We start from the raw sequence: 17,366 nt of genomic DNA, 5'->3' as shown, positions 1-17,366 counted from the left end.
AGGATAAAGAATGTCTGATTTAAGTGCACAAAAATGTGAAGCGTGTCGTGCTGATGCACCTCAAGTTTCAGATGAAGAATTAGCAACATTAATTAAAATGATCCCTGATTGGGTACCTGTTGTAAAAGATGGTGTAATGCAACTTGAACGTGAGTTTAAATTTAAAAACTTCAAGCTAGCACTCGCATTTACTAATAAAGTAGCGGAACTTGCTGAAGAAGAGTTTCACCACCCAGGTATTTTAACTGAATGGGGCAAAGTAACCGTTACATATTGGACTCATGCTATTAATGGTCTACACAAAAATGACTTTATTTGTGCTGCAAAAACTGATGCTTTATTAGAAGGCTAAGTAGTCAATACTTAAAATTTAGTGATAGATAAAAGGCTCCTTATGGGGTCTTTTTAGTTTGTGAATTTACACGTTGTCACACTATGCTTACAGCCAAATTTAACTAATAATGTAAACAGATGTGTCTTACTATGGTAATTGGAAGAGTGCATCATTATGATCAATTGTTAATAAATGTATTCATAAATAAAAACGCCATGGGAATTGCAATGAAAAATATAATAACAGGTGCATTATGCACATCTTTATTATTTGTAGCTGCTTGTAATGAAACAAGCACTTCAACACAAACAGCTAAAACAGCGCCAACAGAAATAAAAAAAACGGCTTTAGCTTCTGGTATTGAAAAAGCAAATATGGACACAAGTGTTCGTGCACAAGATAACTTTTATCAGCATATTAATGGTGGCTGGCTAAAAAATACTGAAATTCCAGGTGACAAGACTGCAATCGGATCTTTTTATGATTTACGTGATAAAGCAGATAATGATGTAAAAGCCATTATTGAAGAATTAGCAGCAACAAAAGATCTAAAGTTTGGTACTGATGAGCAAAAAGTAGCTGATTTATTCCGTTCTTACATGGATACTGAGGCAAGAAATGCTGCTGGCATTAAACCAGTTCAAGCCATTTTAGATCAAATTACAAATCTAAAAGACAAAAATACATTAGCAACATTCTTTGGTGAAACACAAAAGATAGGCATTAATAATCCATTAGCATTTTATATTAGTGTTGATGCAAAAGACTCAAGTCGTTATGCAACACATATCTGGCAAAATGGTTTAGGTTTACCGGATAAAGATTATTACTTTAATGAAACCGAACGCTACGCGAAATTACGTGAAGGTTATGTTGCTCATATTGAAAAAATGTTTGTGTTAGCTGGGTTAAAAGACGGTGCAGCTGCAGCAAAAACCATTATGGCGCTTGAAACCAAATTAGCTGATTTTCATTGGACACGTGTTCAAACCCGTGACAGCGAAAAACGCTATAATAAATTTGAAACAGCAAATTTAAATACGATCACAGATAAATTTAACTGGGACCTTTACTTAGAAGCGCAAGGCGTTGCAGCACAAAAAGATATTATTATCAATCAACCTGATTTTGTTAAAGGTTTTGGTGACATATTTGCTGATACCAGTATTGCTGATTGGCAAGCATATTTAACTTTCCATGCATTAAGTGCAGGAGCGGGCTATTTAACTGCTGACTTAGATAATGAAAACTTTGACTTCTTTTCTAAGCAATTGAGCGGTCGCAAAGAACAGCGCCCACAATGGAAACGTGGTGTAAGTGTGGTAAATAGCAATTTAGGTGAAGTGATTGGTAAAGTATATGTTGGGCGTCACTTTACTGCTGAAGCTAAGTCTCGTATGAGCACGTTAGTTGAAAATTTACGTTCTTCTTATGGTGAAAGTATCACTGATTTAGAATGGATGTCTGAAGATACTAAAAAGTCAGCACATGTTAAATTAGCCGCTTTCACACCAAAAATTGGTTACCCAGATAAGTGGGAGGATTATTCAGAGCTTGAAATTAAAGCTGACGATCTTGTTGGCAATATTATGCGCTCAGCAAAATTAGGTCATAAAAAACAATTAGAAAAATTAGGTGGACCTATTCGTAAATGGGAGTGGGGTATGACCCCACAAACAGTGAATGCTTACTATAACCCTACAGTCAATGAAATCGTATTTCCTGCTGCAATTTTACAACCTCCATTCTTTAATATGGCAGCAGATGATGCAGTTAACTATGGCGGTATTGGTGCGGTAATTGGTCACGAAATGGGTCACGGGTTTGATGATCAAGGCAGTAAATATGATGCAGAGGGTAATTTACGTAACTGGTGGTCTGAGCAAGATTTAGCTGAGTTTGCTAAACGTACTAAGTCTTTAGTTGATCAATATAGTAAGTATCATGTATTTGAAGACTTAACAGTTAATGGTGAATTAACATTAGGTGAGAACATCGGTGATTTATCTGGTGTGACTATCGCATACAAAGCTTATAAAGCATCTTTAAATGGTCAAGAAGCACCGGTAATTGATGGCTTAACGGGCGATCAAAGGTTCTTTATGGGTTATGCGCAAATTTGGCGTTCAAAAATTGTAGAAGCGTCAATGCGTAATCGCGTAGCAACTGACCCGCATTCACCAGGTGAGTTTAGAGCGCTTGGTTCACTTTCTAATATGAATGAATTCTATGAAGCATTTGATATCAAGAAAGGCGATGCTATGTATATCGCACCTGAGAAACGCGTGAAAATTTGGTAATAAACCTACCGAGTGGTTTTATTTAAACCACTCTGTGGCAAAAACAGTAATGTAAAAGGAAGTGTATGCTTCCTTTTTTACTCGCTAAATGAGATAAATAAAGAGTGTGATTCCCAAAGTGTTTTATCGTGAATCTAACAGATAAAAATCATTTTTTAAGTGATTTAACCATTACGTAAAGATAATAAAGCTTTTAAATTGATAGGTTTACTTTTATCTTCATTATAAAGTTTAAAGCCTTCTTCCCTTTTGTCTATTGCGATAATAGACATACGATCCGCTAACTCATTGCCTTCAACGCCAACGTGACCATTTACATGTAAAATCTGTACTTTACTTTTAATCGCACTGTATAAAGCAAACATTTGTTTAATAAGTTCAAGATTTTTGATTTCACCAGATGGCTTTTTCCAACCTTTTTTCTGCCAGCCAGCTGCCCATTGTGTAATGCATTGAATTGAATACTTTGAATCACAAAAAATAGCGATGCTTTTGCCTTGTTTGCTTTCATGATCGGCTATACGCATTGCGTAATGTAGCGCATTTAATTCAGCTGTATTATTAGTCCCATATGAATTAAATAAACCGTACCAAAGTTCATCTATTTTTTCATCGCGATATACCGCTATGCCTGAGCCTGCTTTGCCAGGGTTTGGCTCACAGCCACCATCGGTATATATTTTAGTATTGATATCCATAGCATCAATTTCTTTGGCTGTGTATGTTTTAACGCCATTTGTATTAATACGTTTCTTTGGGCCATTTGCAGTGGTGCCACTGGCACTTTTAGCTGTACTATTACTAGATGAAGAACTTGAAAAAGCCTCTTGAGCTTCATCTAAAGTGGGGAAAGATTTGTATTGTGCACCAGAGTACTTTTCAATTTGTTGCTTACACGTGGCCCAATCATTAAAAATACCGGTTTTTCTACCTTGCCATACTACATAAAATTTCTTTGCCACGAATTTGATACCTTAGGGATATGTTTAACATTAATGTCTTAGGTATTTTGTCTTAAAAAGCGAAGTTGTCAAAGCTGTATTTAGTGTTTTTTAGCATTATCTATATTTCTAGTGATTTGAGTTACTTGTTGCTCTTTCTCTAAGCTACAAGCGCGCATTTGTTTAATTGTGCCGGCTTTACAATTACTGGCGAGTTCTTTTTGAGCTTCAACTGCTCTTATTATCCAAAAAGGATCTTGAGCACATGCAGTTAATTGAATGCTCAATATAATTAGGCTAAATAACTTAATTGAATTTTTCATTTTACATTTTCTCCTTTAAAGTTTGTCAGTCATACCGATTCCGATAATTAAGTACCACTCAGAATTTCCTTTTAGGCGGGTTTCAAAGCCCTTTACGCTGCGTTATTGATATTGATAAGGGAATAACCATTGTCTACAACCAATGCTTTGCTAAAAGCGCTTTAAATTCCCGCTGAGTAATCAGTTAATTAACTAAATGGTATAAGTATAAGTAAAAAAGGTGAATAATAGTGTTGGATTTTGTTGGGAATTGTAATTTTTTTCAAAAAAGGATCTTTTAATATCTAACTGTAATATTTCTGTCATAAACCTTTGGTTAAATGCGCTGGTCATAAAAATTTAATTAAATCGTCATAATTGGGGCGGTTGAAAACAGGTGTAGTATGAGTAGTAGAACTGAACAATTGACAGATGTATCTATGAGTAAAAAGGTTTTTAATTGGGCTGCAGTTGCATTTTTTGTGTATATGGTGCTTGTTGCCGTAGGGACTGTAAGCAGTGGTTTTAAATTATTCTCTGGTGGTACTGAAGGTGCCAAAGAAATATTTGAATTTGCAACGAACCCTTTTATTGCATTGTTATTAGGTGCGTTAGCGACTGCACTTGTGCAATCATCATCAACAGTCACATCAGTGATTGTTGGCTTAGTTGCAGGTGGTTTACCAATTAGCATTGCAATTCCTATGGTAATGGGTGCAAATATTGGTACAACCATTACAAATACAATTGTAAGCGTAGGCCATGTACGTGATAAAGAAGAATTTAAACGTGCTTTTAGTGCTGCAACCGTTCATGATTTCTTTAATTTACTAGCTGTGGTCATCTTCTTACCATTAGAAATTGCATTTGGTTTCTTACAAAATGTCGCTCAGTATTTATCTCACTTCTTTGTAGGTGATACTGATATGTCGATAAAAAGCTTTAACTTTATTAAACCTTTAACAAAACCGACAGTTTCTTTTATTAAAGATACATTAGATTTTATTCCTGGTTCTAACTTAGGTTTAGCTATGGTTGTTGTGGGTATTTTTATTATTCTTGTATCTGTAACGTCACTTGGAAAAGTATTACGTAAAGTTATGGTAGGGCGTGCTAAAACAATTTTGCACAATGCAATCGGTCGTGGTCCAGTTGCAGGTATCACGTCAGGTACTGCGGTAACGATTATGGTACAATCATCATCAACAACAACGAGCTTAATGATCCCATTAGCGGGTAGTGGTGTATTTACGACAAAACAAATTTACCCATTTACGTTAGGTGCTAACATTGGCACAACAATCACAGCATTACTTGCGGCAACGTCGATATCAGGTGCTGCAAGTGAAGTGGCACTGACTATTGCTTTGGTTCACTTACTGTTTAATGTATTTGCAGTTGCATTAATTTATGGCTTACCTTTCTTACGTGATTTACCAATTAAAGCAGCTGAAAAACTGGCTGTCGTAGGAACTGAAAATAAATTATTAGCTTTACTTTATGTAGCAGGTAGTTTCTTTATTATCCCTGGTCTGATGGTGTTTTTAGTTAAATAACGATTAAATAAATTGAAAAGGCGCTGTTATTAATTTAACAGCGCCTTTTTTATGGAAAAAACTAATTATTTTTCTTCGTACATTAAATAATAGCTTTGTTCCATACCGAGTGCTCTATAAGTATTTTGTGCTGAAGTATTTTCTTTTTCTACATAAAGCCTAAAGCTTGCTGCACCGCCTTGCTCGTGAGCTAAATCTTTTACTGCTTGGTATAGTTTTGTATAAATGCCCTGTCGTCTATTTTCAGGGCGAATATACACACTTTGGATCCAATAATAATCTTTGGCCCTCCAATCACTCCATTCAAAAGTAACCATAAGAGACCCTACAATGTCATTATCTATCTGGGCAACTAAATAAAGCCCTTTTTCAGGTGTATTTAGTAAAGTTTGTACGCCTAAGGTGAGTTTATCGGTATCTAATGACTGGCCTTCTGTTTCAAGTGCCATGGCTTGATTAAAATTAACTAATGATTGTAAATCACTTATTTGACCTTTTCTTATCTTCATATGTCCTCATTTTATTTTAATACCAGTCCCGTTTATAAAATATGCGTTCAGTGGGAGTTCAAAGCGATTTAGACACAGGTTATACGTTCCAAACATAACCTAAGTACCTCCATCCATGGAGGTAAGGCATTGCTTACAGAAAATGGTTATTGCCTTTTCAAAATCAATAACGCCGTAAAAATCGCCTAACAGAAGCCTTTTAGGGTTTCTAGTTTAAGATTTGCCAAGAATTCTAAACCTCAGAGGCTCTGAATGTAAATTTAATTGATGGAATTGGTATCGATATAAAAAAGGGAGCATAAGCTCCCTGTTTTGAATTTAAATTAATAGTTACTTATTTAAATTCAGCGTTAATTGTGCATTTTTACTAAGCTCAGTTAATCCTAACTTATCATAGCTTTTAACCATCATTTCAAGTGCTTCATTGGTGTAGCTGCTTTGTGAAAAGTGCTCTACAACATATTTTCCACGGTTAGCAGCAGCTAAATAGGCTTCTCGCTCATAATAATAATCAGCTACTTTAATTTCATAACGTGCCATTTTATTTAATAACCAACCTAAGCGTTTTTTTGCTTCAGGAGTATAGTGACTTTGCGGGAAGCGTTTAACTAAAGTGCTTAAGTCTTTAAATGCTTCTCGGGTCTTTTTTGGATCTCTATCAGCGCGATCCACCCCAAAATATTCTTGGAATGCATTTTCATCAGCTTTTATATTTACTAAACCACGCATGTAGTACATATAATCTAGATCTTTATGGTTTGGATTTAAGCGCACAAATCTATCTATATTAGCTAATGATTGAGCCACATTGTTTGATTGATAGTATGCAAAAATTAAATCCATTTGCACTTGTTTTGACATAGGTCCAAATGGATATCTAGAGTCAATAGCACTCAATAATTCAATTGCACGTACATACAAACCAGAGTCTAAGGTCTGTTTTGCATCTAAATATAAAGCTTGTGCAGATTTGTTTGGCACACGTTCAATTTCTTTTTGTTCTGGTTTTGATGAACATGCACTTAGTGTTGAAAGTATCAAAGCGATACTAAAAGCACGTTTTCCCATTGTATTTATCATTTATTTTTTACCTTATTCTTAATAACGTCGGCATAGGCTAGGCCAAATCGTTAAAAACGAGTAAACTATACCAATTAAGCGATTCTACCCCAGTCAGCGGCAGCTTGCACTGGTAAATTTAGGTAAAACTGACAAATGGCAGAGCAAATTTCTTTAACCGCTGAAGTTCCTTTTGAACTTGGTGGCAAACGTCTAGACCAAATATTAGCGCAATTGTTCCCTGATTATTCACGTTCGCGTATAAAAACGTGGATTTTAGATGATATGGTGCAAATAGATGGCGAAACTTTAAACATACCAAGAGAAAAGTTACTTGGTGGTGAAAAAGTTGCTATCGAAGCTCAAATTGAAGAGCAAAGAGAATATGAAGCACAAAACATAGATATTGATGTTGTTTATGAAGATGATGATATTTTAGTTGTAAATAAACCTGTTGGTTTAGTTGTGCATCCAGGTGCTGGTAATCCTAATGGTACTTTATTAAATGCATTATTATATCGTTACCCTGAAATAAAAAATGTTCCACGAGCAGGTATTGTTCACCGTCTTGATAAAGATACTTCAGGATTAATGGTTGTTGCTAAAACGATTCCGGCACAAACGTATCTTGTTGCAAATTTACAAGCGCGTGTTAATTTTACCCGTGAATATGAAGCAATTTGTCTTGGTACTATGACTGGCGGTGGTATGGTGGATGAGCCAATTGGCCGTCATGCGACAAAACGTACTCATATGGCGGTGGTTTTAGATGGTAAACCTGCGATAACGCATTATAGAGTAGCTGAAAAATATCGAGCACATACACGTTTACGTTTACGTCTTGAAACTGGTCGTACACATCAAATTCGTGTGCACATGGCATATTTAGATCATTCATTAGTGGGTGATATTGTTTATAGTGGTCGTCCTCGTCCACCTAAAAAAGCAACACCAGAGCTTTCTGATGTGCTTAAAACCTTTAGACGTCAAGCGCTACATGCCGTTATGTTAACATTAGAACATCCTATTTCAGGTGAGATTATGAGTTGGGAAGCGCCTATTCCTGATGATATGGTTCAATTAACACTTGCACTGCGTGAAGATACTAAGCAAAACCCTCAAAAAGACTTTTAATTAAAAAATCGTATTGCGTCGTCAATACGATAAGGAGTTGAATTAATGGCATGTATCTCTACAGCTTGGATAACTCCTAAAAATATTAAATCTTTTACAACAACTCGAAAAGGTGGTGTTTCTAAACCGCCTTTTGATAGTTTCAATATTGCATATCATGTAAATGATAATCCAAATGATATTTTAACTAATCGTGCGTTATTACATGAGCAACTTCCTTGTAGTGCTGTTTGGTTAGAGCAAATACATAGTAATAAAGTCATTGAAGTTAATTCAAAAACTGATTTAAACATCGTTGAACAGGCTGATGCGCTATTTACCAAAGAAAAAAATATACCTTTGGCTATTATGACGGCAGATTGTTTGCCTATTTTACTGACTGATGAAAAAGGCAGTCAAATAGCAGCAATCCATGGTGGTTGGCGAGGGCTTGCTGGTGGCATCATAAATAACACTGTGGCATGTTTTGATTGTAACCCCTCAGATATAAAAGCGTGGTTAGGCCCTGCGATTGGTCCTGAAAGATTTGAAGTTGGCCAGGATGTTATTGATGCATTCTCAAAATTAAATATAAATCACCTATTGGGTTTTAAGCCTCAAAAAAATGGTAAATTTCTTGCTGATATTTTTGTATTAGCTCAACAATTGCTTATTCAATTAGGTATTTCACATATCAGCAGTGAGCAGCGCTGTACTTATGATGATCCTGAGCTATTTTATTCCTATAGAAGAGATAACCAAACTGGGCGTATGGCAAGCCTGATCTGGATTGAAAACTAAATAACGCTCATAAATATTTAATCATTTCGTTAATAAAATATTGAAACAAGTCAAAATCACTCCTCTTTAACCTTGAACATTCAAACAATAATACCCATAAATAGTGTAGTTACCGAAAATAGATTTTTAGAGGCTAACAATGCGTTTAGACCGACTGACCAGTAAATTACAAGCTGCATTATCAGATGCACAATCTCTTGCATTAGGCCGAGACCATCAATTTTTAGAACCTGTGCATTTAATGTATGCCTTGCTACAACAAACAGGTTCAAGTATTCGAGCTTTACTTGTGCAAACGGGTGTTAATCCTAATGAAATGAATACTAAATTATCACAAGCGATAGAAAAGCTATTTAAAGTTGAAGGCGTAGGTGGTGATGTTCAATTATCATCAAATATGATCAACTTGCTAAATTTGAGTGATAAATATTCGCAAAAAAGAAAAGATAAGTTTATTTCTAGTGAAATATTTGTATTAGCTGCATGTGAAGATAAAGGCCCATTAGGCGAGATTTTTAAATCACTCAAAATAAATGCAAGTAAAGTAGAAACTGGTATTCAAGCCATAAGAGGTGGGCAAAAGGTTGATGACGCTAATGCGGAAGACAATCGCCAAGCCCTCGAGAAATTTACTGTTGATTTAACTGAACGTGCTGAACAAGGGAAATTAGACCCTGTAATTGGAAGAGATGATGAAATTCGTCGCACATTGCAAGTATTGCAAAGAAGAACTAAAAATAACCCTGTTTTAATTGGTGAACCGGGTGTTGGTAAAACAGCCATTGCTGAAGGTTTAGCCCAAAGGATCATAAATGGTGAAGTCCCTGAAGGTCTAAAAGGTAAACGTGTATTATCTCTCGATTTAGGCGCTTTAGTTGCGGGTGCAAAATATAGAGGTGAATTTGAAGAAAGACTTAAGTCTGTTTTAAATGAATTATCAAAAGAAGAAGGTCAGGTAATTTTATTTATTGATGAAATTCATACTATGGTGGGTGCAGGTAAAAGTGATGGTGCTATGGATGCAGGAAATATGTTAAAACCTGCATTAGCGCGAGGCGAATTACATTGTGTCGGTGCAACAACATTAGATGAATATCGTAAATATATTGAAAAAGATGCAGCATTAGAACGTCGCTTTCAAAAGGTATTGGTGCAAGAGCCTACAGTTGAAGATACCATCGCCATTTTACGAGGCTTAAAAGAGCGTTATGAGTTACATCACTCAGTAGATATTAGCGATCCAGCGATTGTTGCTGCAGCGACTTTATCTCATAGATATATTTCAGATAGACAACTGCCTGATAAAGCAATTGATCTGATTGATGAAGCGGGTTCTTCAATTCGATTGCAAATAGATTCTAAACCAGAAGAACTAGATAAATTAGAACGTAAAATTATTCAACTTAAACTTGAAGATAATGCACTGGAAAAAGAGCATGATGATGCTAGCGTAAAACGTCAACAAGATATTAAACATCAAATAATCGCTTTAGACAGACAATATAATGAATTAGATGAAGTTTGGATTGCAGAAAAAGCCTCTTTACAAGGTACGCAAGTCATTAAAGCAGAACTTGAACAGGCTAGGCTTGATTTAGATGTTGCCAGACGTGCCAGTGATCTACAGCGCATGTCGGAATTACAATACGGTAGAATTCCAGAACTAGAAAATAAGCTCGACCTTGCTTCACAAGCAGAAATGCAAGATATGAGTTTATTAAAAAATAAAGTAGGTGAAAGTGAGATTGCAGAAATTTTATCTCGCTGGACTGGGATCCCAATTAATAAAATGCTGCAAGGTGAAAGAGAAAAATTATTAAAAATGGAAGAGCAGCTCCATGAAAATGTGATTGGTCAAGATGAAGCTGTAGAAGCTGTTTCAAATGCAATTAGGCGTTCTAGAGCGGGGTTATCCGATCCTAATCGCCCGATTGGTTCTTTTTTATTTTTAGGGCCATCAGGGGTCGGTAAAACTGAATTAACAAAAACCTTAGCCAATTTTATGTTTGATACCCAAGATGCCATGGTGCGTATTGATATGTCTGAATTTATGGAAAAACATTCAGTGGCACGTTTAGTGGGTGCACCACCAGGTTATGTAGGTTATGAAGAAGGGGGTTATTTAACAGAAGCGGTAAGAAGAAGGCCTTATTCAGTTATTTTGTTAGATGAAGTTGAAAAAGCGCACCCTGATGTATTTAATATACTGCTACAAGTGCTAGATGATGGGCGGTTAACGGATGGCCAAGGCCGTACTGTTGATTTTAAAAATACTGTAATCATAATGACATCTAATTTAGGCTCTGAACTAATACAAGAACAAACAGATACTGCAGACTATCAACAATTAAAGTTGACGTTAATGGATGTATTAGCAAGTCAATTTAGACCTGAATTTATAAATCGCATAGATGAAACTGTCGTGTTTCACCCATTAGCTAATGAGCATATAAAACAAATAGCACATATTCAGTTGCAAAACTTACGTGAAAGGTTGGCTGATTTAGATTATCAGCTAATTCTAACCGATGAAGCGATGTCTAAGTTAGCAGAGTCCGGCTTTGATCCTGTTTTTGGTGCAAGGCCACTTAAGCGTGCAATACAGTCATCAATTGAGAACCCACTGGCACAATTTTTATTGGCAGGTGAAAGTAAAAAGGGCACCTTATTTACTATTGATGTAAAAGATGGGTGTTTTATTATCAATAGAGATTAAAGCCTTTTCGCTGTTAAACACCTATATTGCGTTTTTTATTTAATACAAAAAAGCGCAATACGTTTTTCTGCTTGTTTTTTATATTCTGCTTTATCTTCATTTGACAGTATACGCTCTTTGCCTGAGTCATCAGCAAACTTAACTTTTGCATATTCTGAGAGTACTTTTAAGTTGTCTTGGGCGTTTTTACAATTCGTTTGTGATTGTTCAGTGAGTTTATCAGACAGGCTTAGGTGTTGTTGAGCATCTTGTGTTGCATCACTCTCTTTTTTAGGTAGGGGTTTCTTCATTTCAAATGTGGTGTAGTCTGCATTTTTAGGCATGATGTATGAGAAGTGAGCAACACCTTTGCTATCAACCCATTTATATACTGTAATTGTTTGACTATAAGCTTTTATATAAAATAGGCTTATTAATATAAACATCACTTTGATTACTTTGCTCATTTGCCTTTTCTCAAAAATAAATCCCTTCCTAGTTATTATTAAAATTAATTTATATTTTAGCAACAAATTTAAAAGAATCGGCCGCAAGCGAGCGAGTTTAAAAGAGTTCTAACTGATTTCCGTGAGCTCCTTTTTTATCCAATTCAACTATATCGATGTCGTAATCGTAACCTATTTTTTGAATTATCGTTTTCATCGCTTCACGATAAGGCTCAGAAAATACTTTGCGTCGATACTTAGGTATCCACACAAAGTGATACATTAGTCTGAAAACATAATGTGAATTTCCATGTAATGGATAGTACAGACTGAGGCAAGCTCAGTCTGCACTATCCAGGACGGGGGCAAGCCCCCGAGATTTTCGCTACGCGCTGTTAAAAATTATATGATTACTAAATATTTCAGATTCAAAATAGTAATTTTTTGATACAATTAAAAACATTAAATTTGCTTTGTTTAGTAATATTTTAACGCGGCGCTATTGAGTATTACTTTCATGCCCCCATAAAACAAGAAGCAAGTACAAAGCCATTTAGGTTTGAGGATTTATTTTTGAAAAAACAGCTATTAAAATCGACTTTAGCAGCGCTTTCCCTTGAAGAAAACAGCAAAAGTATCTTGGGGATCACTCGAGGTATAGAGCGTGAGACTTTAAGGATCAGCAAAGAAGGTCGTTTATCTTCAAATGCTCACCCAAAAAGTATTGGCAGTGCTTTAACACATAAATATATTACCACTGACTTTTCTGAAGCATTATTAGAGTTTATCACCCCTGCGACACATAATGCAGAGCGTACTTTAAATCAATTAAGAGATATTCAAAAGTTTACACAGGCAAGACTTGATAACGAAGTCTTATGGCCAATGAGCATGCCTTGCTTTATTAAAAATCAAGATGAAATTGCTTTAGCAGATTATGGCAGCTCTAATATCGGTAAAATGAAAACCTTATATAGAGAAGGTTTGAAAAATCGTTATGGCAGCATGATGCAAGCTATCGCAGGTGTGCATTTTAATATTTCATTCCCAAAGTCATTTTGGCTTAGCTTACAAAAAATAAAAGATGATAGCGCAAAGTCACAAGATTTCATTTCTGATGGTTATTTAGGTCTAATACGTAATTTTAAACGTGACTTGTGGCTGTTAAGTTATTTATTTGGTGCCTCACCGGCATTATGTTCTTCTTTCTTAGAAGGTAAAGAAAGTAAGCTTCCTTTTGACAAACTAGGTAAGGGCAGTTTATATTTACCTTTCGGCACAGCACTACGCTTAGGTGATTTAGGTTATACCAATAGTGAGCAATCTGCGCTTAAAGTAACTTACAATAATTTAGATGAATACATAAAAGGCTTAAAAAAAGCAATCTCAACTGATTCGGAGTTATACCGTAACATCGGCACAAATGAAGATGGCTCATTAAAACAGTTAAATAGTAATGTTTTACAGATTGAAAATGAATTTTACTCGCCAATTCGTCCTAAGCGTAATGCCGATTCAGGTGAAACGCCGATAGATGCATTAAATCGTGGTGGTATAGAATATATTGAAGTACGTGCACTTGATGTTAATCCGTTCAGTGATACAGGAATTAGCCTACAGCAAATTTACTTTTTAGATGTATTTTTATTATATTGCTTGTTAAATGATGCGCCGCAGATGAATTGTAGCGAACAAAATATCAGTCAAAACAATTTAGACAAAGTGGTAAATCAAGGACGTGATCCTAATTTAACTTTAACTAAAGGTAATGAAGAAGTCTCTATCAAAACCTGGGGTAAAGATATTTTTGATCAGCTTGCACTTGTTGCTAAGTGGCTTGATGATGCCCACGAAACATCTCATTATCAACAAGCAATTTCTGAATTAAGTCAGTCTATTGAAGATCCAAGCAAAACACTTTCAGGTCAATATATAAATGAGCTTAAAGCGTCAGGTAAAGACAACGGTTGTTTTGCACTTGATTTAGCAAATCAATACCATGAGCAGCTAAGGTCACATCAATATGTTGAGTTTAGTGAGTCTGACTTAAACTCAGAAAGTCAAAATTCATTTGTTAAACAGCAAGAAATAGAACACAATGATAAAATGACATTTGATGAATTCTTAAAAGATTATTTTAAAGATTAATCTTGAACCCAATTCTGCTTAACGAGTGGAATTGGTAATAGAATATTTTGGCAAAAAAAAACGCAGCGACAACAGCTGCGTTAAATATTCTTCAGGGATGAAACAATGTTCATAAATTCAGACCAAGCTCTTTTTAATTAGTTCAAAAAAAATTGAATAAAATGAAAAAAAAATTAACTTTACCCATCTTATTAGTTTCAAGCGTAGCCATATTAACAGGTTGCGCTTCTGCGCCTCCTGAAAATCCAAATAATATTTGTGATATTTTTACTGAAAAACGCGATTGGTATTTTGCGTCTAAAGACGCTCAAGATAAATGGGGCGCACCAAAACATGTTTTAATGAGCATGATGTATCAAGAAAGCTCATTTAGACATGATGCTCAGCCTCCAATGGAGTATTTTTTAGGTTTTATTCCTACCGGACGTGCAAGCTCTGCATATGGCTTCTCACAAGCTAAAACCATGACTTGGGATGACTATATCAAAAAAACAGGAAACTCCGGCGCAGATAGAGATGATTTTGATGATGCAATAGATTTTATGGGTTGGTTTGTTTATCAAACGCATCGTATTAATGGCGTTTCTAAATGGGATGCATATGCGCAATATCTTAATTATCATGAAGGCTGGGGTGGGTACCGTAGAGGCACCTATAAAAAGAAAAAATGGTTAATGCCAGTTGCAAATAAGGTAAAACATCGCGCGAGTAAATATGGTGCGCAATTGAAAAAGTGCGAAGATGAATTAGGTAGAGGCTGGTTTAGCCGTTTCTTTTTTGGTTAAAGAATTAATAATTATAAAAAAGCCGAATAGTGATATTCGGCTTTTTAGTGTTTATTTTCTGAAATGTTAGATTTTATGTTCAGGTAATACTTTTGCAAGTTTTACAGTGTTTTCTTTTACTTCTATAATTTCAATCGGATAACCCGCTAAACGAATGCTGACATTCGCTTCTGGAATTTCTTCTAAATACTCAACAATTAATCCGCTTAATGTTTTTGGACCGTCAGTAGGGAAGCTCCAGTTCATCTCTTTGTTTAAATCACGAATGTTTGCACTGCCATCTATGATGAAAGTACCATCCTTTTGCGAATGAATTTCTTCACTAGGAGTACGCGTCATAGTTGTTGTGAAATCGCCAACCACTTCTTCTAAGATATCTTCTAGGGTAACTAAGCCTTGTATATCACCGTATTCATCAACAACTAAACCTATGCGCTCTTTACTTTGTTGAAACTTAAATAGTTGTGTATTAAGAGATGTTCCCTCAGGTACGTAATAAATATCTCTTACTGCACGTAATAATGAATCTTTTGTAAATTGCTCTTTTGTTAATAGCCTTAATGCGTCTCTAGAATGAATAAAACCAACAACATCATCTATTTGATCTCTATAAAGTAATACACGAGTATGCTGTGCATGAGATAACTGTTTTAAAATCGTTTTAAAATCATCATTGATATCAATTCCCACAATTTCATTTCGTGGGATCATAATATCTTCTACTTTTACTTGCTCTAAATCTAAAATAGAAACAAGCATATTTTGATGTCTTTCAGGCAGCATAGCACCTGATTCGTTCACAACTGTTTTTAGCTCTTCTTTACTTAAGCTATGTTGTTCTATTTTATCTGCACTGATCCCAAACAATTTAAGTAAGCCATTTGTGATCCAATTAACCACAATCACTACTGGGAACAATATTTTTAATAATATGTTTAAAATCCAAGAGCTTGGAAATGCCACTTTTTCAGGATGCAGGGCAGCTAAGGTTTTAGGGGTAACTTCAGCGAATATTAATACTACGAGTGTTAAAACAATAGTTGTAACTGCTACTCCAGTAATACTATCGCCAATCAGTCGCATACCTATAATAGTAGCTACAGACGAAGCTGCAATATTAACTAGGTTATTACCTATAAGAATTAAACCTATTAATCTATCAGGTCTTTCAAGAAGTTTACTAACACGCTTGGCACTTTTATGGTTTTGTTTTTCTAAGTGGCGTAGGCGGTAGCGATTAAGTGACATTAATCCAGTTTCAGAGCCAGAAAAATAGCCTGAAATAAGTATAAGCACTGCTAATGTGATAAATAGCGTACTTGTAGATATGGCGTCCAACTAGGGATCCTTTTATTTAATATAGAATAGGTATTAAGTCTTAGCTCGTAACTATAGTCAAGCTAAAATTGATATAATAAAACTTCTTTCACAAATCGGCTGCCAAAATAGGCCATAGTTAACATAAAAGCAGCAAACATTGTTGTTATAATACTGCTTTTACCACGCCATCCTCGATATTTATGTCCCCATGCAACAGCAACAAAACAACACCAGGCTAAAATAGAGAGTATGGTTTTATGAATAAAGTCCTTGCTGAACATATTCTCAAGAAATATAAACCCAGTAGCGAGTGCAATAGTGAGTAATAAAGTGCCAACAGTAACAAGCTGATAAAGTTGTCTTTCAACAACCATTAATGGTGGAAGGTGACTATATGCAATTGATAAGTCTTTTTGTTTTAATCTTTTGTTTATAAAGTAAAACTGTATAGCGTACAGCGTAGCAATAATCAAGATACAGTAAGCTAAGAAAGACAGTGAGATATGCGTGACTAAAGCGATATCGATATTAATCGATTTTAAAATAATATGATGTGGGAGAAATAAGCTAATAATTAATAATATTGCAGCAAAGCCATATACAACAGGTAATAATAAGGTTGCTGGATAGCGTAATGATACAGTTGTAATAGAAACAACAATTATCCAACAGATCAACAAAGAAATATTCACTAGGCTTAAATCTTGGCCGCTTTCAGTAAATACCAAATTAACCAATAAAGCCATATGAGATAAAATAGCCACTGTGCTTGTAAGTAAAGTGAGTTTTTTATTTGGTCCATCTTTATGAAATAGGCGCGCAACAACATGACTACTTGCTAAGGCGTAGAAAAAAAATGCAATAAAGGTAAGGCTATTCACAAGCATATTAATACCGTAGGGCAAAGCCCTATATTCAATAATATTATGTTCTTATTGTATTTTAACCGTGATGAATTTAATAGAGGTTAAATCAATATAAATGAATTTGCTTGCTAAAAATTTGATACTTATCCAAGGATATTGATAGATATTTAAAATCAACGCTGTTTTATACT

The 17,366-nt window shown here is 35.2% G+C and carries 16 protein-coding genes; 8 read left to right on the top strand and 8 right to left on the bottom strand.

Features of this window, described 5'->3' with window-relative positions; genetic code table 11:
• The first annotated feature begins 10 nt into the window (after positions 1-10).
• Positions 11-352, top strand: coding sequence for a 4a-hydroxytetrahydrobiopterin dehydratase (locus tag PSA_RS14235; RefSeq protein WP_042142234.1), 342 nt, complete (start codon positions 11-13; stop codon positions 350-352).
• 209 nt (positions 353-561) lie between these two features.
• Complete coding sequence (locus tag PSA_RS14230) at positions 562-2,634, top strand: M13 family metallopeptidase (RefSeq protein WP_042142232.1); 2,073 nt, start codon at positions 562-564, stop codon at positions 2,632-2,634.
• A gap of 164 nt (positions 2,635-2,798) precedes the next feature.
• On the opposite strand, the gene PSA_RS14225 is transcribed toward PSA_RS14230, so the two are convergent.
• Both PSA_RS14225 and PSA_RS14220 read right to left on the bottom strand, forming a co-directional pair.
• Positions 2,799-3,596 carry a ribonuclease H family protein gene (locus PSA_RS14225; RefSeq protein ID WP_042142231.1) on the bottom strand — a complete coding sequence of 266 codons (798 nt, stop codon included), beginning with the start codon at positions 3,594-3,596 and terminating at the stop codon, positions 2,799-2,801.
• An 80-nt stretch (positions 3,597-3,676) separates the two neighbouring features.
• A complete protein-coding gene (locus tag PSA_RS14220) occupies positions 3,677-3,898 on the bottom strand; it encodes a hypothetical protein (RefSeq protein WP_042142229.1) in 222 nt (73 codons plus the stop codon).
• 383 nt (positions 3,899-4,281) lie between these two features.
• Between PSA_RS14220 and PSA_RS14215 the strand changes: the two genes are divergently transcribed.
• Positions 4,282-5,433 carry a Na/Pi symporter gene (locus tag PSA_RS14215; RefSeq protein WP_042142227.1) on the top strand — a complete coding sequence of 384 codons (1,152 nt, stop codon included), beginning with the start codon at positions 4,282-4,284 and terminating at the stop codon, positions 5,431-5,433.
• A gap of 65 nt (positions 5,434-5,498) precedes the next feature.
• On the opposite strand, the gene PSA_RS14210 is transcribed toward PSA_RS14215, so the two are convergent.
• Together PSA_RS14210 and PSA_RS14205 are read right to left on the bottom strand one after the other, a co-directional pair.
• Positions 5,499-5,942, bottom strand: a complete 444-nt coding sequence (locus PSA_RS14210) for a GNAT family N-acetyltransferase (protein WP_042142225.1) — start codon at positions 5,940-5,942, stop codon at positions 5,499-5,501.
• Positions 5,943-6,272: 330 nt separating this feature from the next.
• Positions 6,273-7,022 (bottom strand): outer membrane protein assembly factor BamD, encoded by a 750-nt coding sequence (locus tag PSA_RS14205; RefSeq protein WP_042142223.1) that lies wholly within the window; start codon positions 7,020-7,022, stop codon positions 6,273-6,275.
• Between the two features lie 135 nt (positions 7,023-7,157).
• Here PSA_RS14205 and rluD point away from each other — a divergent pair, with 135 nt between their 5' ends.
• The 3 genes from rluD (at position 7,158) to clpB (ending at position 11,631) form a co-directional block, all read left to right on the top strand.
• Positions 7,158-8,135 carry a 23S rRNA pseudouridine(1911/1915/1917) synthase RluD gene (rluD, locus tag PSA_RS14200; RefSeq protein WP_042142221.1) on the top strand — a complete coding sequence of 326 codons (978 nt, stop codon included), beginning with the start codon at positions 7,158-7,160 and terminating at the stop codon, positions 8,133-8,135.
• Between the two features lie 45 nt (positions 8,136-8,180).
• Positions 8,181-8,915, top strand: coding sequence for a peptidoglycan editing factor PgeF (gene pgeF / locus PSA_RS14195; protein ID WP_042142219.1), 735 nt, complete (start codon positions 8,181-8,183; stop codon positions 8,913-8,915).
• 139 nt (positions 8,916-9,054) lie between these two features.
• The gene (gene clpB, locus PSA_RS14190) at positions 9,055-11,631 is read left to right on the top strand and encodes an ATP-dependent chaperone ClpB (protein ID WP_042142217.1); all 2,577 of its coding nucleotides are present in this window, start codon (positions 9,055-9,057) and stop codon (positions 11,629-11,631) included.
• Between the two features lie 35 nt (positions 11,632-11,666).
• Here clpB and PSA_RS14185 read toward each other — a convergent pair whose 3' ends face one another.
• Both PSA_RS14185 and PSA_RS14180 read right to left on the bottom strand, forming a co-directional pair.
• Positions 11,667-12,077 (bottom strand): DUF4124 domain-containing protein, encoded by a 411-nt coding sequence (locus tag PSA_RS14185; protein ID WP_042142214.1) that lies wholly within the window; start codon positions 12,075-12,077, stop codon positions 11,667-11,669.
• A 97-nt stretch (positions 12,078-12,174) separates the two neighbouring features.
• On the bottom strand, positions 12,175-12,339 hold the full coding sequence (locus PSA_RS14180) for a transposase (protein ID WP_231665264.1): 165 nt from the start codon (positions 12,337-12,339) through the stop codon (positions 12,175-12,177).
• A 290-nt stretch (positions 12,340-12,629) separates the two neighbouring features.
• Here PSA_RS14180 and gshA point away from each other — a divergent pair, with 290 nt between their 5' ends.
• Both gshA and PSA_RS14170 read left to right on the top strand, forming a co-directional pair.
• Entirely contained in the window at positions 12,630-14,204 is a 1,575-nt protein-coding gene (gene gshA, locus PSA_RS14175; protein ID WP_042142212.1) for a glutamate--cysteine ligase, read from the top strand.
• Positions 14,205-14,365: 161 nt separating this feature from the next.
• The gene (locus PSA_RS14170; protein ID WP_042142210.1) at positions 14,366-14,989 is read left to right on the top strand and encodes a transglycosylase SLT domain-containing protein; all 624 of its coding nucleotides are present in this window, start codon (positions 14,366-14,368) and stop codon (positions 14,987-14,989) included.
• A 66-nt stretch (positions 14,990-15,055) separates the two neighbouring features.
• Here the strand turns inward: PSA_RS14170 and PSA_RS14165 are convergent, their stop codons facing one another.
• Together PSA_RS14165 and PSA_RS14160 are read right to left on the bottom strand one after the other, a co-directional pair.
• Entirely contained in the window at positions 15,056-16,327 is a 1,272-nt protein-coding gene (locus tag PSA_RS14165; protein WP_042142208.1) for an HlyC/CorC family transporter, read from the bottom strand.
• 62 nt (positions 16,328-16,389) lie between these two features.
• On the bottom strand, positions 16,390-17,196 hold the full coding sequence (locus PSA_RS14160) for an inner membrane protein YpjD (protein WP_042142206.1): 807 nt from the start codon (positions 17,194-17,196) through the stop codon (positions 16,390-16,392).
• Positions 17,197-17,366 lie beyond the last annotated feature (170 nt).

It is taken from the genome of Pseudoalteromonas sp. '520P1 No. 423' (assembly GCF_001269985.1).
Taxonomy (GTDB): Bacteria; Pseudomonadota; Gammaproteobacteria; order Enterobacterales; family Alteromonadaceae; genus Pseudoalteromonas.
Note: the sequence above shows the minus strand (reverse complement) of the source record. Positions and strands in the feature narration are given on the sequence as shown.